At 61.2% G+C, this 19,071-nt stretch carries 15 protein-coding genes and 1 other RNA gene; 4 read left to right on the forward strand and 12 right to left on the reverse strand.

Annotated elements, in window-relative coordinates; translation table 11 throughout:
* Positions 1 to 176: 176 nt before the first annotated feature.
* The 7 genes from C6366_RS17685 to C6366_RS17715 all read right to left on the reverse strand — a co-directional run bounded on the left by C6366_RS17685 (position 177) and on the right by C6366_RS17715 (position 8,144).
* On the reverse strand, positions 177 to 971 hold the full coding sequence (locus C6366_RS17685) for a class I SAM-dependent methyltransferase (protein ID WP_107740394.1): 795 nt from the start codon (positions 969 to 971) through the stop codon (positions 177 to 179).
* A 45-nt stretch (positions 972 to 1,016) separates the two neighbouring features.
* On the reverse strand, positions 1,017 to 1,631 hold the full coding sequence (locus tag C6366_RS17690) for a LysE family translocator (RefSeq protein ID WP_107740396.1): 615 nt from the start codon (positions 1,629 to 1,631) through the stop codon (positions 1,017 to 1,019).
* A gap of 73 nt (positions 1,632 to 1,704) precedes the next feature.
* Positions 1,705 to 1,941 carry a DUF2442 domain-containing protein gene (locus tag C6366_RS17695; RefSeq protein ID WP_107740398.1) on the reverse strand — a complete coding sequence of 79 codons (237 nt, stop codon included), beginning with the start codon at positions 1,939 to 1,941 and terminating at the stop codon, positions 1,705 to 1,707.
* Positions 1,942 to 2,104: 163 nt separating this feature from the next.
* Entirely contained in the window at positions 2,105 to 2,374 is a 270-nt protein-coding gene (locus C6366_RS17700; protein WP_107740400.1) for a DUF4160 domain-containing protein, read from the reverse strand.
* Positions 2,375 to 2,830: 456 nt separating this feature from the next.
* Positions 2,831 to 3,541, reverse strand: a complete 711-nt coding sequence (locus C6366_RS17705) for a DNA alkylation repair protein (RefSeq protein ID WP_107740402.1) — start codon at positions 3,539 to 3,541, stop codon at positions 2,831 to 2,833.
* A 40-nt stretch (positions 3,542 to 3,581) separates the two neighbouring features.
* Complete coding sequence (locus C6366_RS17710) at positions 3,582 to 4,961, reverse strand: CoA activase (RefSeq protein ID WP_233248563.1); 1,380 nt, start codon at positions 4,959 to 4,961, stop codon at positions 3,582 to 3,584.
* 135 nt (positions 4,962 to 5,096) lie between these two features.
* Positions 5,097 to 8,144: an acyl-CoA dehydratase activase gene (locus C6366_RS17715; protein WP_107740421.1), complete on the reverse strand. Its 3,048-nt coding sequence runs from the start codon at positions 8,142 to 8,144 to the stop codon at positions 5,097 to 5,099.
* Positions 8,145 to 8,555: 411 nt separating this feature from the next.
* Between C6366_RS17715 and C6366_RS17720 the strand changes: the two genes are divergently transcribed.
* Positions 8,556 to 8,831 carry a hypothetical protein gene (locus C6366_RS17720; RefSeq protein WP_107740404.1) on the forward strand — a complete coding sequence of 92 codons (276 nt, stop codon included), beginning with the start codon at positions 8,556 to 8,558 and terminating at the stop codon, positions 8,829 to 8,831.
* 206 nt (positions 8,832 to 9,037) lie between these two features.
* Here C6366_RS17720 and C6366_RS17725 read toward each other — a convergent pair whose 3' ends face one another.
* Both C6366_RS17725 and ffs read right to left on the reverse strand, forming a co-directional pair.
* Complete coding sequence (locus C6366_RS17725; protein WP_107740406.1) at positions 9,038 to 9,721, reverse strand: queuosine precursor transporter; 684 nt, start codon at positions 9,719 to 9,721, stop codon at positions 9,038 to 9,040.
* Positions 9,722 to 9,797: 76 nt separating this feature from the next.
* Positions 9,798 to 9,893, reverse strand: an RNA gene (ffs, locus tag C6366_RS17730) — signal recognition particle sRNA small type.
* A gap of 228 nt (positions 9,894 to 10,121) precedes the next feature.
* On the opposite strand from ffs, the gene pruA reads away from it, so the two are divergent.
* From pruA to C6366_RS17745, 3 genes are all read left to right on the forward strand, one after another.
* On the forward strand, positions 10,122 to 13,166 hold the full coding sequence (pruA, locus tag C6366_RS17735) for an L-glutamate gamma-semialdehyde dehydrogenase (RefSeq protein ID WP_107740408.1): 3,045 nt from the start codon (positions 10,122 to 10,124) through the stop codon (positions 13,164 to 13,166).
* Positions 13,167 to 13,170: 4 nt separating this feature from the next.
* Entirely contained in the window at positions 13,171 to 13,740 is a 570-nt protein-coding gene (locus C6366_RS17740; RefSeq protein ID WP_107740410.1) for a glycine cleavage system protein R, read from the forward strand.
* A 163-nt stretch (positions 13,741 to 13,903) separates the two neighbouring features.
* Positions 13,904 to 15,277 (forward strand): PFL family protein, encoded by a 1,374-nt coding sequence (locus C6366_RS17745; RefSeq protein ID WP_107740412.1) that lies wholly within the window; start codon positions 13,904 to 13,906, stop codon positions 15,275 to 15,277.
* A gap of 32 nt (positions 15,278 to 15,309) precedes the next feature.
* Here C6366_RS17745 and trmFO read toward each other — a convergent pair whose 3' ends face one another.
* From trmFO to C6366_RS20370, 3 genes are all read right to left on the reverse strand, one after another.
* Positions 15,310 to 16,665, reverse strand: coding sequence for a methylenetetrahydrofolate--tRNA-(uracil(54)-C(5))-methyltransferase (FADH(2)-oxidizing) TrmFO (trmFO, locus tag C6366_RS17750; protein ID WP_107740415.1), 1,356 nt, complete (start codon positions 16,663 to 16,665; stop codon positions 15,310 to 15,312).
* A 31-nt stretch (positions 16,666 to 16,696) separates the two neighbouring features.
* On the reverse strand, positions 16,697 to 17,017 hold the full coding sequence (locus C6366_RS17755; RefSeq protein WP_107740417.1) for a hypothetical protein: 321 nt from the start codon (positions 17,015 to 17,017) through the stop codon (positions 16,697 to 16,699).
* Positions 17,018 to 17,108: 91 nt separating this feature from the next.
* Positions 17,109 to 19,071 (reverse strand): Zn-binding domain-containing protein (locus tag C6366_RS20370; RefSeq protein ID WP_233248564.1); only part of this gene is annotated, 1,963 nt, incomplete at its 5' end.

Raw genomic sequence — 19,071 nt, forward strand, 5'->3', positions numbered from 1 at the left:
CCCCCTCCCCGCCCCCAAGGCTCCCAAGACCTTCGGCTACTGCCGGCACAAAATCTTCGGTCGCGGCAAAATCGTCGAATTCCTCCCCCCCAACCGCTACCGGGTCAACTTCACCGGCTTCGGCCTGAAAACCATCATGGCCGACTTCCTGACCATGGAGGACTGAGGCGGGGAGCTTACCCGTTCTCCCCGCTCCGGTTCGCGCCCGAGGACGCCGGCTGCTCCATGGGCCGCAGCTTGGCCTTTTCCTTCCAGGCCATGATCGGGGTCAGCGGCGCATCACCCACCAGGTCATACCGCACCCCGGCATACGCGCCGACAAAAGGCGGCCAGAGCCGGCAATTCAGCTTGCGCCAGCACGATTTGGCCGACCAGGTCCGCTGCGGGCCGATGAGCACGGATTGCGAAATCATGGGCCGCGGTCCGGCCTGTTTCCGAAGCAGGGCGCTGATTTCCCACCAGGAAAACCAGCGGACATTGCGGAGAAACCCGTTCTTTTTTCGACGCAGGCCGCTGCGCCGGGCCAGGGCGTACAGGGAGTGCTTGTTCAGAAAGGTGACCAGGACGGCCTTCCGGGCCACGCGCAGGGCCTCTTGCAGCACCGGTTCCGGATCAGGGCAGAACTCCAACAAGGTCAGCAAAGCCACCACGTCGAATTCCTTGTCCCGAAACGGCAGATGCTCCGCCTGCCCCAGGTGCAGCTCGGCCCGGTTCCCCAGCCGCTCCCGGGCCAGCTCCAGCATGGCCGGTGAAGCATCCAGCCCGGAGACGTCGAACCCGCTCTCCCAAAAGAACTGCAAAAACCGCCCCGGCCCGCACCCCACCTCCAGCAGCTTCTGCTGCCTTCTGGTCCAGGGCGCCATGAAATGCTGCAACAGCCGCTTCTCCTGGGCCAGGGCAAAAGTCCCGGTCTCGGTCTCATGCCATCGGTCATAAACCGCGGCCTGCTCCTTGTTGATGCGCTCGGTCAATACGAGGCTCCTTTCAGCTTGCACGGGTTATCGAGGGCACAAACCTCACCGCTCGGACACCGCCAACTGCGCTCCCAGCCCGGCGAACGCCGCGGCGAAGCCCCGACGCAGCCAGGCCTGGACGCGCGGCGATTCGATGACCGCGCGGCGAAACGCATGGGCCAGCAGCCCGTACACCACGAAAACCGCGAAGGTCATCGCCATGAACACGGCGCTGAGGCCGAACAGCTGCAATAAGGGCGCGCCCGCGCTGGTGTTGATGAATTGCGGCAGAAACGCCAGGAAGAAGATGGTCAGCTTGGGGTTGAGGATATTCAGGAGGAACGCCTTGACGACCAAACCCAGTGATCCGCCCCTTGCTCCAATGGGCTGCGCGGCCAGGTCCGAGCGGTCGCGCCATGTGGCCACGGCAAGGTACAGCAAGTAGGCGACTCCGGCGTACTTGAGCAGTTGGAACGCCACCGCGCTGGTATGCATGACCGCGGCCAGGCCGAACACGGTTGCCAGCAGGTGGGGCACAATGCCGAGGGTGCAGCCGACCGACGCGAAGAAACCGGCCCGGCATCCGTGCGCAAGCCCCGTGGAGACCGTGAACACGACCCCGGTGCCGGGAATGAGGATGACGATCAGTGATGTGATGAGGAATTCAATGGTGATCATGCGAAGTGGTCTCCTTGAGGTTCAACGACAACCATCAGTGGCGCGCGTCTTTAGGTGCTTCCGCTGGATGGCTTTATTGGGCATTTTGAATATCCCAGATAATGGTGTCCGCGCTAAAATCCTGTTCATGCGGCCATGCGATTCCATGATGTGCAGGGCGCACCATGCGAAAATATGACTCATTCTCAAGCTCTTTGAATGCACCTCCACCTAAGTAAGGCTTGACATCAAAGATGCCGGAAATACCACTACTTGTCTGGATCTCAATCCGATAGTCTTCAAGAGGGACGGCTTTTACGATTTTGTCCATAAAACCTCCTGTCTGAGTGTTGAAAAAGTCCTATTTCGGCAGGCCGTTCAAAAACCCCAAGTGCAAGGAGCAAAAAAAGCTCAAGGTCGAAGCGTATTTATTGATACGTGAGAGTTTGAGCATTTTGCAGTGACGCGGCAATTGGGAGTTTTTCAATGGCCTGCTATCGCAATGGGTCGATTTTGAACACTGGCTCCCCCGAAATTGCCAACTTCCAGTTCGCCATTAAGTCCTCCCGATGTATTTCGATCCACGCCTGTACCAGCTTCATCTTTGCGGGCGGCAAATTGCCGCCGAGAACAGAACCATCCGCAATGGCGATGGTCGCTTCGTATTCTCCATATTCCGCGTGAATATGCGGGGCGCTATGCTTCTTATTGTCGTAATAATACATCAGGATCAGAATCCCGTAGAACATCGAAATCGCGGGCATTATGGACTCCTTCGTTTGTTTGCCCAACATTTGCTTAAACTGTAGTTTCGTGCCCGCGGGGCTTGGCGTATTTTGTGCGTCAGGAGCGTAGCAACAGCACAAAATGTAACAAAGAAAATATCAGGTTGAAGCAGTTGTTAGCTGATTCTTGAATATTCTTAAAGCTTCTCAAAGTTTTTGGTATATGAACTCTCTGCCATTCTTTTTCTTATTTTTTTTCATCGCAGCGAATCCGCCCTTCCCCGAAGCGCCTTTTCCTCCTTCAGCCTGGACTGGAGCCGGAGCAGGATGTTGCTGACCGTGCCGTAGGTTCGTATTCCATATGTTTCCGCGATACAAGAGACAAGGATGGGTTTTTGAACGGACTGTTGATAAGGACTTTTTCAACACTCAGCTAGGCCGTTTATCCTGACACTCTGCGCATCGATCTGCAGAAAACGGACGACCAGGTCCGGTTCATCCAGCGCCACGCCCCTTCAGCAAATACCGGCGCCGCTTGTCCTCGGGAAATTTCTCGATGGCGTAGCGGAGCATGGTTCTGGGCATGTGCTGGTGGTATCGTCGCAAGAAATCTTCTTCCACCGCCGGATCCCGTTTGCCGATTTCCCGGAGCATCCAGCCCGCGGCCTTGTGGATCAGGTCATGCGCGTCGGAAAGGAGCATTTCAACGATCTGCAGCGTCTCGTCGAACTGGTTCTTTTTGATGAAGTGAAAGGTGGCCATGACCGCGATGCGCCGTTCCCAGAGGTCGGCGGAGCGGGCCAGGTTAAAGAGCGGGGCGCGGCTTTTGTCCCAGAGGTGGGCGCCGACCACGTGCTCGGCTGAGACGTCGACGAGGTCCCAGTTGTTGATATGGCGGGTATTGACGAGGTAGAGGTCGAAGATTTCCTGTTTCTGGTCGGCGGTTCCGCGCTGATAAAGGCCGATCAGAATCAGCAGGGCCAGGAGGCGTTCCTCGTGGATTCCCGAGGTCAGGAGGGTTTGCGCGTCGGCCGAGGGCATTGCCCGGAACATCCGGGCGACCTTGCGGGTCGCGGGAACCCGGACCCCGATGAACCGGTCCCCTTCCCCGTACTCGCCGGGGCCGGTCTTGAAGAACCGTTGCAGGTGCTTCGCGTCCGCTTCGCTGGCGAACTCTCGCAATGCGTCACGGGCTTCTTGAAGCATGTTTGCTCCTATTCTCCGCGAGAAGCCGAGCGCGGGCCATTTACGCGGAAGCCGCGCCTTTATTCTCCCCCCGCGCCGCCTGATGCTGCGCGGCCTGGTACATGAAGGTGCGGATGGCCACTTCGCGGTTGGGTTGGATGGCCCCGTCGTAGGAGGCGTCCAGGTAGGGGACGTTCATTTTCAGGAGCATGGGCTTGAGGATGGCCGAGGTGATGGTGCTGGGCATGCAGGTGAAGGGGAAGACGTTGACCACGCCGTCGAAGTTGTCGTGCACGTATTCCAGGGCTCCGCCGATGCTCAGGGCGGCCTCGGTGCCGATGTCGAAGGTGAACAGGCTGTCGTTGTCCAGCTTGTCCTCCACCGTGGTGATGGCGTGATCGCCCTGGATGTCCAAGTGCTCCAGGGCCTTTTTGTAGACCTGGTTCTGCCGCCAGCCCTGCCAAGCCATCTCGATGCGGCTGTCCGCCCATTTCCGGGTCGCGTCCACCAGAGCGCCGACGTCCATCCGCTTCCAGGCCTGACGCCAGTCCTTGCGGATGTTCCGGTGCTGCTCGAAGGTCACGTAGTTCACCCACTCGCCCAGGGAGGCGTCCACCACCTCCGCGCCGAAGCGTTCCAGTTCGCCGACGATGTTCTGGTTGGAATCCGGATGGGTGCGCAGGTAGATTTCTCCGACAATGCCGATCTTCGGCTTGCGGGGCTTGGCCGGATCGATGAACTCCTTGGCGCCGGCGGCTATCCTGCCCAGCAGTTCGTAGAGAGCGTTGAAGTCCCGGGCCTCGCCGCGGCGCTCGATCAAATCGATCATTTCTTCCAGGGCCTTGGCCATGTAGGCGTCGGTTGAACCGGGTTCACGCTCGTAGGGTCGTACCCGCCAGGTGATCCGGTCCAGGACGTCGGCCAGGATCGTGGCCACGTAGGCCAGGCGGCGAAACAGCTTGGCCTTGTCTCCGGGTAGCACCCCCGTGGAGGCGTAGCCGTCCGCCGTGGACATGTAGAGAATGGGAATGTCCTTGAACTCCGGGAAGCGGTCCAGAACCAGGCGGTGCATCTTGTTGTACATCCCGAAGCGACAGGGACCGTCCGCCTCGGGCATGAAGTAGACGTACTGGGTAACGTCGAAGGCCTCGCCCAACCGCTTTTTCTCCTCTTCCAGAAATCCGAGAATGTCCCCCAGGGTGACCTGACAGGGAAAGCATTCCTTGCCGGAGGTGAACTCCTTGCCCAGGTGCAAATGGGTGTAGGTGGGCATGACCACGGCTGGAACTCCGAAGGCCCGGAAACTGGCGGCCAGCAGCCGGGAGCCGATGGGGGCCATGTCCGGGACCAGAAGGGTTCTGCCGGTGACGTCGAACCGGCCGACCTGTTGGGTCATCCGTTCCGCGAAGGAGGAAGTCGGTTTGTCGGGGGGCATTTCCATGATGGTGTCCGTTGTCTTTTGGCTGTTAGCTATTAGGATGGTTTCGATTTGATCGATACGGCGGGGATGGGGTGGCATCAGTAAGGGGCACGGCGCGCCGTGCCCCTACCGGGGGGACATTCTCCATCTTCCCGCTCACGCGGCGTCTTCTTTCTTTCCTGCTGCTTTGCTTGCCGCCCGCACGTTTTTGACCACGTTCTGAAACGCCTCGATCCGGGTGAGCATGCCGGCAACGGCGCTGTGTTCGTCCAGTTCCAGGATCAGGAAGGGTTTGTCGCTCAGCACATGACCGTAGAAGTGCTCAATGAATGAATCCGGTCCGCAGGAGAAGTTCGTCAGGTGCATGCCGAACCAGTTGGGGGTGCGAGCGATTTTTTTGGTGGCCCGAAGGATTCGTGCCCCCAGGCCCCAGTACATCCGGGGAAAATCCTCCAGAGACTCGTCGTCCACGTCCAGGAAGTCCAGGGGCAGGGCCTTGATGCCCAGCTTGGCCATTTGCCGGCCCATTTGCAGGTTCAGTCGCTCGTCGTACAGATTGTAGGGCCGGCCGGTGACGATCCAGACGGACTCGTCGTCGTTGACCTGGCTGAGTATCTCGCGGCCGCGGCGGCGCAGGTCGGCCTTGAACTTGTGCTGTTCGTCCCAGGCCCGATGCAAGGCCCGGACCACTACCGGCTTGGCCGGGAGCAATGCCCGAGGCAGAATCGGGCACAGGCTGTCGTAGACCGCGTCCACCAGCATTTCCGGGCCGTCCTTGAGGAACAGGGTGGGCCGGATGATCCGTTCGTTGTCGATGCGCAGGGCGGCCCGGACCAGATACTGGGAACTCTCCACCAGGGGGCAGAACTGGCCCTTTTCCTCTGGGTCCGCTGTGGCCATGTTGATCACGTTGGGCAGAAAGAGATAGTCCGCGTGCTCCAGAAGGTGATGTACATGGCCGTGGAAGACCTTCACCGGAAAGCACATTTCCGCGGTCATGCTCTCCACCCCGGCCATGGCCATGGCCTGGGTGGTGGGCGGGCTGAAGACCGGACGCAGGCCCATGCCCGTCAATAAATGGGCCCAAAACACCCCCCAGTCCAGGGAATGCAGGCTCAAGGGCACGCCGATCAGAGGGCGGTCGTCCTTGTGCGGCCGCCCTTCTCCCAGGTGCGCCCCGGCTTCCTGGACGGCGTCCCGGAACAGGTTCCAACGCAACTGGAAATAGTCCGTCTCCTTGCGCACCGCGGCCAGCGTGGTTTCGTACCGGCCGCAATCCCCGCCCCAGACGCTCTTGCGGCCACCGAAGTTGTAAATCTTCAGCTTGCACTCGTTATGGCAGTTCTTGTCCGCCCGGCAGATGCTCTCCTTGAAGGCCACTTCCAGCCCGGCCAGGTGTTCCAGGTCGCGCTGCTTTTCCTCCACCTTGCCGGCCCGGGCCAGCTCGCGCACGGCCAGGGCCGCGCCGAAGGCTCCCATGACCTCCCGGTGCCTGGGCACCAGGATGGGTTTGTCCACCACCTTCTCGAAGGCCGCCACGATGCCTTTGTTCAGGGACGGCCCGCCCAGGAACATGATCCGCTGGCCGATGCGCCGGTTTTCCACCACCCGGTGCAGGTAGTTGCGAACAATGGCGTAGCACAGCCCGGCGATGAGGTCCTCCCGACCCGCGCCCTTTTGGGCGTAAGCGGTCAGGTCGGATTCCATGAACACGGTGCAGCGTTCGGCCAGATTCACCGGGTTCTTGGCCGACAGGGCCACCTCCTGGAATTCGCCGATGATGTTGATGTTCATCTTGTTGGCCAGTTCGTGCAGAAAGCTGCCCGTGCCCGCGGCGCAGACCTTGTTCATCATAAAGTCCGTGGGATGGGTCTTGTCGATGGCGATGTACTTGGAATCCTGGCCGCCGATCTCAAAAATGGTGTCGATTTCCGGGTCCACGGCCACCGCGCCCCGGGCATGGGCCGTGATCTCGTCGATGACCAGATCCGAGCTGATGAAGTCCCCGACCACGTTGCGGCCCGAGCCGGTGGTGGCCACGGCCTTGAGCCGGACGCGCGGGCCGACTTCTGCCTGTAGGTGGCGCAACAGACCCTGGGCCACCTCGATGGGCTTGCCCTGGGTGGGCACGTAGCGCTTGTGGATGATCCGGCCCTGGTCGTCGATCAGGGCGTACTTGGTGGAGGTGGAGCCGATGTCCACGCCGAGATAGGCGTCCAGGACCTCATCGCCTTCAGGCAGGGGCGGCAGGGTGTTGTCCGGGTCAAAGTCCGTATATTCCAGGGAAAGCGGCTTGGCCCGCCCGATGGCGTCCACCGTGGAGGCCGCCGGGGAGCGCAGCAAGCCGAGATCGATGCTGCTCTTGATCTTGCCGCGCAGGGATTGCAAGGCCGAGCCCAGAGCGCCCAGGGAAGCGTGGTGCTCCGGGACCGTCAGGTTGGGGTAGTACTTTCGGAAGGCCTCCACCTGGAGTCGGTTGGAGGCCATGCCGCCGATGAAGATCACCGGTTCCACCAGTTCGCGGTTGGCCACGATGGTGCTCATGTAGTTGGCCGCTGTACCGTGGTGCAGTCCGGCGATGATGTTCGGCAGGGTCTCGCCCTTGTTCTGGAGATGGATCATGTCCGACTTGGTGAACACGGTGCAGCGGCAGGCCACCGGGGCCGGATAGGTGCTGGTCGCGCCCAGGGCGATGAAGTCTTCCAGGACTTTTTGCAGTTTTTCCTGGTTCATGTCGAACTGTTCACCGTACATGGCGAAGGTCAGCCGCTCGGCCTGCTGGTCGATAAACGAGCCGGTGCCCGAGGCGCAGGGGCCATTGACGTTGAAGGCTGCCAACCGCCACTGGCCCTGCTGATCGTAATCCAGCTCGAACAGGGCCGCGTCCTGACCGCCGATGCTGATGATGCTGCGCACCCCCGGGGCGACCTTGGTCGCGCCAAGAACCTGGGCGATGGTCTCCACCTCGAAGGGCGCGCCCAGCAGCTCGCTGATAGCTTGGCCCTGGTTGCCGGTGAAGGAAATGGACTGGACCTGTTCACGGGGAAAGCGGGCGAGAATGTCCTCCAGGACCCTGGCCGTTTCATCAAGGACCAGGCCAAAGTGACGGCGGTATGGGGCTTCGTGAACAATGGTTTCGGACTCGTCGAGAACAACGCAATTGACGCTGACGGAACCGACGTCAACGCCGATATGATAAGCCATGGGCGGGATGCTCCTTGACTGCCCGTTGAAAAAATCCGAATTGCTGCGTCGCGACAAAAAGTTCAAAATCTCACGCATGTTTAACTACGTTTCGATATTAAACTTTTCTTGCTCCTAGTGCTTGGATTTTTTGAACAGACCGCGGATATGGATTATTGCAACATTCAGTTGAAGGATTTTGCAACATTTGGACAGAGGGCGACCATCACCCCCGAAGCCTTGATCTATAACCACGTCCCATGCTCCGGGCAAGTGCGGGGGCGAGGCGGCGTATGCGCATGCAAGGGTTTGTCCCGGCCTTGAAAAAACTGGACAAGTACGAGGAGACTCATTTAGAGCCGATTAGGAGCGGAAACGGGGTTGGCGAGAGTTAAGGAGTCGCGCGTCAAAGCAAAGGACGAGAGGAGCGAAATGCAAGAAAAATCTTTGGGATACCTGGATTATTTCGAGCTGGAACTTACCGGGGAGGGCATGCGGATCATGCTCGCGGAAGACGCTCCCCGTGAATTGCTGGATCTGGCCCGCGAGGTATGCGGCCCGGACGAAGAGGGGCTGTTGGTCTGCCTCTACGAGGCCCTGACTTGTATCGCAGAAGCCGAAGCCCCGGAGTATTGCGCCATCGACGAAAAGGTCTGTCCATCGAACATGTTCGAGAATGTTGTGGAGGCACTGCGACGGGAACGGTGAACATCTCTTAGGGATATGGCTATCACTGAATTAGCGTTTTAGAATTGGGTAGTGCAGGCAGGATGCCTGTCCCACCATTTTGAAATGTCTCCAGTACACTCTTCGCGGAACATAAAACGAGGGCGGGAAAAAAACGTTAAGGTGAGACCAGCCAACTCCCTTAGCGGGCAGCGGCTCAAAAATTCTATCCATACTCGTACTCGATTCTACGCTGAAACGGCGTCCCGAGGCCGAAACCGGGCCGCCAGGTACATGAACGGGGTGTCCAATAGCCCGACCAGCAGTTTGATCAGGTACGTGCTGATCACGATCTGGATCCAGACGTCCATGGGGAAGATGCCCAGAAAGGCAATGGAGCAGAAGATTACCGTGTCCAGAAGCTGGCTGACCAGGGTGCTGGCGTTGTTGCGCAGCCAGAGATGCTTGCCGCCGGTACGCGCCTTCCAGAAATGGAAGGCCCAGATGTCATGCCACTGGGAGATGATGTAAGCGACCATGCTGGCCAGGACGATCCGGGGCAAAACGCCGAAAATGGCCTCCAGGTGGGGTTGGGCGAAGTCCGAGGCGGCCGGGGTGAACAGCAGGGCGATCTGCATGTAGGTCACAGCCAGGATCAGGCTCAGAAAACCCAGCAGCACGGCCTTTTTGGCCTCTTCCCGTCCGTAGTGTTCACCCAACAGGTCCGTGGAGAAAAATACGCTGGCGTACAGGATATTGCCCAGCGTGGTGGTCAGGCCGAACAGTTCAATGGTCTTGAGCACCTGAACATTGCACAGGATCAGGTTGAAGACGATCATGGCGAACAAGCCCTGCTTGCCGAAAAAGCGGAAGACCACGACAACCATCACCAAATCCAGGAAGGCGAATCCCAGCCAAAGCGTTTCGTTCATCGTATCCATCCATGTTCGTTTTAGAAATGCTGGAGTATGGCTGCGAAAACAAAAAGCACGGATGGCAGCATCCGTGCTTTCAAGGAAGCCAGGCACCCACAAGCAACTGTTACCGCTGCTCCCTCTCGGGCCTGACGGGGTTGGCAGCGCTTATGCCACCCGGCTTCCTTTCAAAATTTGAGCAAGCCCAAAAAAAGAAAGTTATCAAATGGTGCTTCGCCTGTCCACCATCGGTTTTGGGACGCACCGGGCAATACAAATTGGTCCTGAACCGGCGTGCGCAAGGAATTGACCCAGGGTTGAACCCGGCTTAGTTTGCTTTTTTTCAAGTCGGTGACGACTTGAAGCCATCTTCCCCGACGATCATTGCGAGACAACGTAAATACGGAGGCAAAAGACAATGCATGACGCGGATTTTGAAGCTCGAGTGGTGACCCGGGGGCGGCAGTTTTTCGGTTCCATCCAGGGCGAAGCGCCCAGCGTCTTCAACAAGGGATTCTGGACCGGCAAGGTCATGGACTGGGCCATGCAGAACGAGGATTTCAAGGTCCAGTTGTTCCGGTTCGTGGATGTGCTGCCGTACCTGAACACCTCCGAATCCTTGCAGCGTCATATCGAGGAATATTTCTCCGGCCAGGGCAGCGGCGACATTCCCGCGGTCCTGAAATGGGGTGCGGAAAAGTCCGGTGGTTTGTTCGGGGCCTTCGCGGCCAAGGCCATGGGCAAGCTCATCCGTTCCAACATCGAAGGCATGGCCCGTCAGTTCATCATCGGCCAGAACACCAAGGAGGCCGTTTCCAGCCTGCAAAAGATCCGCAAGGACGGCTTCGCCTTCACCGTGGACCTGCTGGGCGAAGCCACGGTCAGCGAGGAAGAGGCCCAGGCCTACATGGACGGATACATGGAGTTGCTGGACGCCTTGGCCAAGGTCCAATCCTCCTGGAAACCGCTTTCAACCCACGGGGGCGACGCGTCCCCGGATCTGGACTGGGGACACACGCCCCGACTGAACGTCTCCATCAAGCCCTCGGCACTGTACTCCCAGGCCAAAGCCGTGGACGTGGAGGACACGGTGCGGGGCATCCTCTCCCGGCTGCGGCCCATCTACGCCCGGGTCAAGGATCTGGGCGGCGCTCTGTGCATCGACATGGAATCTCTCAAGTTCAAGGAAGCCACCCTGGAACTGTTCAAGCGGCTGCGCACCGAGCCGGAGTTCCGGGACTACCCGCACCTGAGCATCGTTCTCCAGTCCTATCTGCGCTGCACGGACGAGGACCTCAAAGACCTGATCGACTGGGCCAAGGCCCGGAACCTGCCCATCGGCATCCGCCTGGTCAAAGGGGCCTACTGGGATCAGGAAACCATCGTCGCGGTCCAAAACGGCTGGCCCGTCCCGGTCTGGACCAAAAAGCCGGAGACCGACGCGGCTTTTGAACGCCACGCCCGGATGATTCTGGAGCAGCAGGATCTGGTTTATTTTCAGTGCGGTTCCCACAACATTCGGTCCATTTCCATGGTCATTGAAACGGCCAAGGATCTCGGGGTCCCCCCGGAGCGCTACGAATTTCAGGTGCTCTATGGCATGGCCGAACCCGTGCGCAAAGGCCTGAAGAACGTGGCCGACCGGGTCCGGCTGTACTGCCCCTACGGTGAGCTGTTGCCGGGCATGGCCTATCTGGTCCGCAGGCTGCTGGAGAACACGGCCAACGAGTCCTTCCTGAAGCAGAGCTTCGCGGATCAGGCGGACATGGACCGGCTGCTGGAAAATCCCCTCAAAACCTTGGAGCGGGACAAAGCCAGGGCCTTCACGCCGGAACCCGCCATGCCCGGCACGTCCACCGGCAAGCCCCTGGGCGTTTCCGCCTTCAAGAACATGCCCCTGGTGGATTTCACCGTGCCCGAGGCCCGAAGCGCCTTCCCCGAGGCCATTGCCAAGGTCCGCGCCCAAAAGGGCAAGAATTGGCCGGTGTTCATCGGCGGCAAGGAGATCTTCACCCAGGACCTCATCGCCTCCTACAACCCGGCGGACCCGGATGAAGTCCTGGGCCAAGTCTGCCAGGCCGGCCGAGAAGAGGTGGACCAGGCCCTGGATGCCGCCCGAAAGGCCTTGCCGGGCTGGCGGGACACCTCCCCCGAAGAGCGGGCCAAGTATCTGTTCAAGGCCGCGGACGTCTGCCGTCGCCGGGTCTTCGAGCTGTCCGCCTGGCAAGTGCTGGAGGTGGGCAAACAGTGGGACCAGGCCTACAACGACGTAGCCGAGGCCATAGACTTTCTGGAATACTACGCTCGGGAGATGATCCGCCTGGGCGCGCCCCGGAGAATGGGCAACGCTCCGGGCGAGGTCAACGAGCTGTTCTATCAGCCCAAGGGCATCGCCGCGGTCATCGCGCCCTGGAACTTCCCCTTCGCCATTTCCATGGGCATGGTTTCCGCGGCCATCGTCACCGGCAACCCGGTGATCTACAAGCCCTCTTCCCTGTCCTCCCTGGTGGGTTACGGCCTAGTGGAGGTGTTCCGGGAGATCGGCCTGCCGGAAGGAGTCTTCAACTACTGCCCGGGCCGCAGCCGGGTGATGGGCGACTATCTGGTGGAGCATCCGGACGTCAGCGTCATCGCCTTCACCGGTTCCGTGGAGGTGGGGCTGCGGATCATCGAAAAGGCGGCCAAGGTTCATCCGGGTCAGGACCAGTGCAAGCGCGTCATCGCCGAGATGGGCGGCAAGAACGCCATCATCATCGACGACGACGCGGACCTGGACGAGGCCGTGCCCCAGGTGATGTATTCGGCCTTCGGCTTCCAGGGCCAGAAGTGCTCGGCCTGCTCCCGGGTCATCGTTCTGGACGCCATCTACGACCGGTTCATGACCCGGCTGCGCGAGGCGGCTTTGTCCGTGAAGATCGGCCCCAGCGAACACCCCGGGAACTTCATGGGCGCGGTGGTGGATGCGGGGCAGCGGAAAAATGTCTGGACGGCCATCGAGGTCGCCAAGCAGGAAGGCCGGATCGTGGTCCAGAGCGAGGTGCCGGAAAAGGGCTGCTTCGTGCCCCTGACCATTGTCGAAGGCATCCGCCCAGAGCACCGCACGGCCCAGGAAGAAATTTTCGGGCCGGTGCTGGCCGTGATGCGGGCCAAGGACTTCACCGAGGCCCTAAACATGGCCAACAACTCCCGCTTCGCCTTGACCGGCGGCGTCTTCTCCCGCAGCCCGAAACGCCTGGAGCAGGCCAAACGGGAATTCCGCGTGGGCAACCTGTACCTGAACCGGAACAACACCGGCGCCCTGGTCTATCGCCAACCCTTCGGCGGCTTCAAGATGTCCGGCGTGGGCTCCAAGGCCGGCGGACCGGACTACCTGATCCAATTCCTGGACCCGCGAGTAGTCACCGAAAACACCATGCGGCGAGGGTTCGCACCCATTGCCGGCGACGACGAATGGGTGGGATGAATATATGTCCAATCATGCGGAAAAAATGATGATCGCTGTTTTCGGCCAGGACCGTCCGGGGATCGTGGCCCGGGTTTCCGGGTTGTTGGCCGAAATGGGCTGCAATATCGAAGACGCCACGCAAACCATTCTGCATGACCGGTTTGCCGGAATGTTCGTGGTCCAGCCGGTCAAGGAGAGTCTGGGCCGGGAACAGGTGCTGGGTGCGCTGGAAGATGGCTTTCAGGGGGAGGAGCTGACCTTCTGGGTTTCGCCCATGGAAGAATCTGCGCCGCCCAAGCCGGCTCAGGGTACGACGGACCCGTTCGTTCTCACCACCATCGGCCCGGACCAGCTTGGCCTGGTGGCCGGAGTGACCGGAGTCCTGTCCCGGTTCGGTGTGAACATCACGGCCTTGCGGGCCAACGTCAAAACCGAGGACGTTTCGCAATGGGTGATGATCTATGAGGTGGATGTGCCCAAATCAGTGGATCGGAAGCAGTTCAGAGAAGCGCTCTACGGCAAGGCCCAGGAACTCGACCAACGCCTCAGCCTCCAGCACCGTGACATTTTCGAAACGGTGCATCGGGTTTGACGTCACTGCTCATCAGTTTGGTCGTGCCCGTCCACGTTCACGTACAAGAGACATCTTTTCGATTACGTGCACGTAAACGGGCACGGACATCTTTTTCGACCAAGCCCGAGGATGTAGCGCGGTCTCCGCGTGATTTGCCAATACTTAGGAGAGATACCAAGAGATGCTGACGGAAAAAGAAGTTTTGACCACGTTGGAAATGCTGCGCAACGAACATCTGGACGTGCGCACGGTGACTTTGGGGTTGAGTCTGTTCGATCTGGCCACCCATGACGCGGCCCGGTTTCAGGATCGGTTGCTGTCCCGGATCACCGGGATGGCCGCTTCTCTCGTGGACGTGTGCGACGAGGTGGGAGACATCTACGGGATTCCGGTGGTCAACAAGCGCATTTCCGTCAGCCCCATGGCCGTGGTCGGCGCGCCGTTCTCCTCCCGGGAACTGGTCCAGATTGCCATGACCCTGGACCAGGCGGCCCAGGAAGTGGGCGTGGACTTCATCGGCGGGTTCAGCGCCCTGGTGGAGAAAGGCTTAGCCCGGGGCGACCTGAGCCTGATCGAGGCGGTCCCGGAAGCCCTGACCGCCACCTCACGGCTGTGCGCTTCCTTCAACGTGGCCACCACCACCGCCGGGATCAACATGGACGCGGTGCTTCTGCTGGCCAAGACCATCAAGGCCGCGGCGGCCAGGACCGCGGACCAGGACGGCTTGGCCTGCGCCAAGATGGGGGTCTTCGCGAACATTCCCCAGGACGTGCCTTTCATGGCCGGGGCCTATCTGGGCGTGGGCGAGCCCAATGCCGTGATCAACGTGGGCGTGAGCGGGCCTGGAGTGGTCAAGCGGGCCCTGGAGCGAGCCATGGAGGCCGACGACCACTTGGCTCTGGACGAGATTTCGGAAGTGATCAAGCGCACGGCCTTCAAGGTGACCCGGATCGGTGAACTCATCGGCCGGGAGGTGGCCAAGCGATTGAACGTACCCTTCGGCGTGGTGGACCTGTCTTTGGCTCCCACGCCCAACGTCGGGGATTCCGTCGGGGAGATCTTTCAGGTACTCGGTCTGGCCCACATCGGAGCCCCCGGTTCCACCGCGGCCCTGGCCATGATCAACGACGCGGTGAAAAAGGGCGGGGCCTTTGCCAGTTCCTCGGTGGGCGGATTCAGCGGAGCCTTCATCCCGGTCAGCGAAGACCTGAACATTGCCCAGGCCGCGGCCGAGGGCCATCTGACCCTGCCCAAGCTGGAAGCCCTGACCAGCGTCTGCTCCGTGGGCCTGGACATGGTCGCCCTGCCCGGCGACACCTCCGCCGAAACCCTGGCCGCGATCATTGCCGACGAGATGGCCATCGGCGTGATCAACCGCAAGACCACCGCGGCCCGGCTGATCCCGGTTCCCGGCAAGAAGGCCGGAGAAAAAGCCTTTTTCGGCGGCCTGCTGGGCGAAGCCGTGATCATCCCCGTCCCCGGCTCCGGCGGCTCGGACCGCTTCATCAACCTGGGCGGACGGGTTCCGGCGCCGTTGCAAAGCTTGGGAAACTAAGCTTTCCTATTCAAAACGAATGCGGACCAGAATCAAGCGGCGGGACTTGGCGCTGAACCCTGCCACCGAGTCCAGGCTTCCCGGGCCCGCTGGGCCCGGAGGGCCTTGCGAAGGGCCTTTTTGCCGCGGGCTTTGAGTTCGGGCATTAGGCCGAAGTTGACGTTGGAGGGCTGGAAGTTCTTGGCCGGGGTGCGCAAGTGTCCTAGGAGCGCGCCCAGGGCGGTTTCCGGGGGCGGAGGCGGCAGAACGCGGCCCTGGAGTTTGGCGGCCAGGGCATGGCCCAGCCAGAGGCCGCAGGCCGCGGATTCCACGTAGCCTTCCACACCGGTGATCTGGCCGGCCAGGAAGATTCCCGGACTGGAGCGCAGTTCCAGATCCGGGGTCAAGGCCGAGGGGGCTTCGACGTAGGTGTTGCGGTGCATGCTGCCCAGGCGGAGAAATTCCGCCCGCTCCAGGCCGGGGATCAGGCGAAAGACGCGCTCCTGTTCCGGATAGGCCAGCTTGGTCTGAAACCCGACCAGGTTAAAGGCCGTCTTGTCCCGGTTTTCAGCCCGCAGTTGGACCACGGCAAAGGACTGGGTCCCGGTGCGCGGGTCGATCAGCCCCACGGGCTTGAGCGGGCCGAAGGCCATGGTCATCTCCCCGCGCTCGGCCAGGGTCTCGATGGGCAGGCAGGCCTCGAAATGCAGGGCCTTTTCGAAATCCCGGGCCGCGACCTTGCGGGCGGTCAGCAGTTCGGCGTGAAGTCGCCGGTACGTCTCCTCTTCCATGGGGCAGTTCAGGTAGTCGTGTTCCTCGGGATTGTAGCGTGACCCCCAAAAAGCCACGTTCATGTCGATGGAATCCGCCGCCACGATGGGGGCGATGGCATCGTAGAAATAGAGGTGGTCCGCCCCCACAGTCCGGCGCAAATCTTCCGCCAACTCCTCCCCGGCCAGGGGGCCGGCGGCAACGACCACGGCGTCCGCGTCCTTCAGCTTCGGATCATCCAGGGTCCGGACTTCCTCCCGAACCAGCGTGATCAACGGCTCGTCCTGGATGCGCCGGGTGATCCACTCCGCGAACAGCTCCCGGTCCACGGCCAGGGCCTTGCCCGCTGGAACCCGAGTGGCCCGGGCCGCGGCCATGACCAGGCTGTCCAAGTCGGTCATTTCCAGCTTGAGCAACCCCACCGCGGATTCCGGCTCGTCGGAGCGCAGGGAGTTGGAGCAGACCAGTTCGGCCAGGTTCGAACTGGAATGGGCCGGGGAAAAGCGGTCCGGCTTCATCTCGAACAGGCGCACGACAATCCCGGAGCGGGCCAGCCGCCAGGCGCACTCGCATCCGGCCAGCCCGCCGCCGACCACGGCCACGGCTCGCGACCCGTTTTTCATATCTGTTTCGGTCATGGAAGCACTCGCTTGATTCGTCACATCAGGATTATTCATGGTGATAGCGTTCCAGCGCGCCGTCCGGGTTCACTTCCTTGCAGGACCAGGAGCCGGGTTGGAGGCTGTAGCGTCGAAGGGTCCAGTTTTCGTGGTCGATGCAGTCCACATGCCCCTGGCCGCCATCCGCCAGGGCCGCGACAAGCTCGTCCAGATCCGGCTCGATGTCCAGATATGAGCCTTCGTATTCCACTTCCAGGCCGTCGTCTCCAGACGGAGAAAAGACGTCGGCGTTCAGCAGACCATGCAACCTAGGCAGTCTGTCCAGGTCGATGCCCCGGATTTCGCCGAAAATGCGCAGAGGAAATTTCATGTGAGCCTCGGTTTTTTTGCCTTGAAAACGGATAGGTCTTTTTCTAGATTTTCGTGGTCATCCGCCAAATTCATTTCCGAAAGTGAATCTGTCACCAACTCACCGGCAGCCGGACCAGCTTACGAGCCTTGTTCTGGAACAGGACGTAACCCTTATCCCGGCCGTGCAGGTAAAGGTCTCGGGTGATGGCCACGTCATGGCGGCAGTAGGCGATGATCTTGTCGATTTGTCCTTGCTTCCACCATTTCAGGGCATCCAGTCCGCTGCCGGATTTCGGGGCGTTCAGGGTGTGCCGGGCCAAGTGGTCCAGGGAGAGGCGGTAGCCCAGCCGCTCGTGGACCACCTTGAGCATGTCCAGGGTGGGCAGGGAGTAAAAGTCGGCGTCCAGGACGCCGCGGAGCACATTGTAGTCGAAATTCAGAATATTGAAGCCTACCACCAGATCGAATTCCCGCAGCTTTTCGACCAGCCGAGGAACGTCCTCCTGGAGATAGTCCAGAAAGGCGTCCTCCCTGGAGTCGTACAGCACGGCGCAGCTCACGCCCATCAGGTCCGTATGGCTCCAGCCGCCCACCTCCTGGGCTGAGTAGCGGGTTTCGATATCCAGCACGGCGAAATGGACGGGTGAAGCTGGGAGTTTCGCAATCATGGTGTTTTTCCTTGCGGAGTTGGCGGATGGGCCAGGGTCTTCGGCGGGATCGGCGGCGAGAGGAGGTTGGACTCCGGTAACGGCCCGCATCCCGGCCTTGACCGCGTTCCAAAGCCCTCCGGATCGCCCACTGACCTCGGTACTGCCTGAAGAGGCCCGTTCGTACCCACCAGCCCTTTGTTCCGAGGCCACGGACGTGGAGGGCGACGCCACGGCGTATCCGCTTTGATCAATCGAGGCGGCTGCTCCCTGGAGAACCAGGGACGTCGATTGCCGAGGAATTGTCGCAGCCCCGCCCAGAGCCTCCAGCACGGCCAGAGCGGCCTCTTTGTCGATGGGGCGGTTGCCGGAGCCGCATTTCGGGGAGTGGACGCAGGCCGGGCAGCCGGTTTCGCAGGAACAGCCGTCCACGGCTTCCAGGGTGCGCTGGAGCATGGCCTCGGCCCGGGCATAGGCCTGGCGGGTCAGGCCGATGCCGCCGGGGATGCCGTCGTAGACGAACACCGCGGCCCGGTCCAGGTCTTCGTGCAGGGGCGTGGAAATTCCGCCCAAGTCGTTGCGGTCCGTGAGGATCAGCAGGGGCAATATCCCGATGCAGGCGTGCTCCAGGGCGTGGATCCCGCCCATGAAGTGCATCTGGCGGTCTTCCAGGGAGCGGCGCACGGTCTCCGGGATGATCAGCCAGATGCCCTCGGTCTCGAAGATCTGTTCCGGCAGATCCAGGTCCACCACTTCCAGCAGTTTGTGGCCCCGCAGGGCCCGGCGCTCGAAGGCCGGGTAGCGCTGGGTGATTTCCAGCCTCCCCAGGTGGATGGTGGTGTTCCAGAGCGGCCTGGAGGCCTGGGCGTCCAGAATCCGGGTGCGTTTCTCGCCCCGGACCCGGGTGAAGTAGTTTACCTTGGCCGGAAGGACGAACACCGAGCCGGTTTCCAGGTCCAGGCGCTCCACCAGATAGGTCCGGCCCTGATGCAGGTAGACCGCGCCGGGATGGGCATCGGTGCAGGCCCGGTGCCAGTCCATCAGCCCGACCTGCTCGCCGGTTTCGCCGTGAAAGATCAGCAGGCTCCGGCCGCTGCCGCGCAAACCGACCTCCCGATGCGGGTTCTCGTCCGGGCAGATCAGCCTGCGCCGGTCTGCTGTGAGCAGCAGTTTGCCCCGGCTGACCAATGCGTCGACGCGCTCGCGGACGTGTTCCGCCCGCACCAGAGGTTCGTCCAAATCCAGGGGCAGGTCCGCCGCGGCGCAGAGCAGATGCTGTTCCATGATCGCCGGGTTGGCCGGGTTGAGCACCGCGGCTTCCGGCGGACTGGCGAAGAAGACGTCCGGATGGCGGATGAAAAACTTGTCCAAGGGATTTTCGTAGGCCAACAGGGCCACGGCGGATTCCTGGCCGCCGCGTCCCACC

This window comes from Desulfonatronum sp. SC1 (genome assembly GCF_003046795.1).
GTDB lineage: Bacteria > Desulfobacterota > Desulfovibrionia > Desulfovibrionales > Desulfonatronaceae > Desulfonatronum.

Coding starts and splice junctions, on each gene's coding strand:
- C6366_RS17690 (WP_107740396.1), bottom strand. CDS start 1,631: ATGATCACCATTGAATTCCTCATCACATCACTGATCGTCATCCTCATT.
- C6366_RS17695 (WP_107740398.1), bottom strand. CDS start 1,941: ATGGACAAAATCGTAAAAGCCGTCCCTCTTGAAGACTATCGGATTGAG.
- C6366_RS17700 (WP_107740400.1), bottom strand. CDS start 2,374: ATGCCCGCGATTTCGATGTTCTACGGGATTCTGATCCTGATGTATTAT.
- C6366_RS17705 (WP_107740402.1), bottom strand. CDS start 3,541: ATGCTTCAAGAAGCCCGTGACGCATTGCGAGAGTTCGCCAGCGAAGCG.
- C6366_RS17710 (WP_233248563.1), bottom strand. CDS start 4,961: ATGGAAATGCCCCCCGACAAACCGACTTCCTCCTTCGCGGAACGGATG.
- C6366_RS17715 (WP_107740421.1), bottom strand. CDS start 8,144: ATGGCTTATCATATCGGCGTTGACGTCGGTTCCGTCAGCGTCAATTGC.
- C6366_RS17720 (WP_107740404.1), top strand. CDS start 8,556: ATGCAAGAAAAATCTTTGGGATACCTGGATTATTTCGAGCTGGAACTT.
- C6366_RS17725 (WP_107740406.1), bottom strand. CDS start 9,721: ATGAACGAAACGCTTTGGCTGGGATTCGCCTTCCTGGATTTGGTGATG.
- pruA (WP_107740408.1), top strand. CDS start 10,122: ATGCATGACGCGGATTTTGAAGCTCGAGTGGTGACCCGGGGGCGGCAG.
- C6366_RS17740 (WP_107740410.1), top strand. CDS start 13,171: ATGTCCAATCATGCGGAAAAAATGATGATCGCTGTTTTCGGCCAGGAC.
- C6366_RS17745 (WP_107740412.1), top strand. CDS start 13,904: ATGCTGACGGAAAAAGAAGTTTTGACCACGTTGGAAATGCTGCGCAAC.
- trmFO (WP_107740415.1), bottom strand. CDS start 16,665: ATGACCGAAACAGATATGAAAAACGGGTCGCGAGCCGTGGCCGTGGTC.
- C6366_RS17755 (WP_107740417.1), bottom strand. CDS start 17,017: ATGAAATTTCCTCTGCGCATTTTCGGCGAAATCCGGGGCATCGACCTG.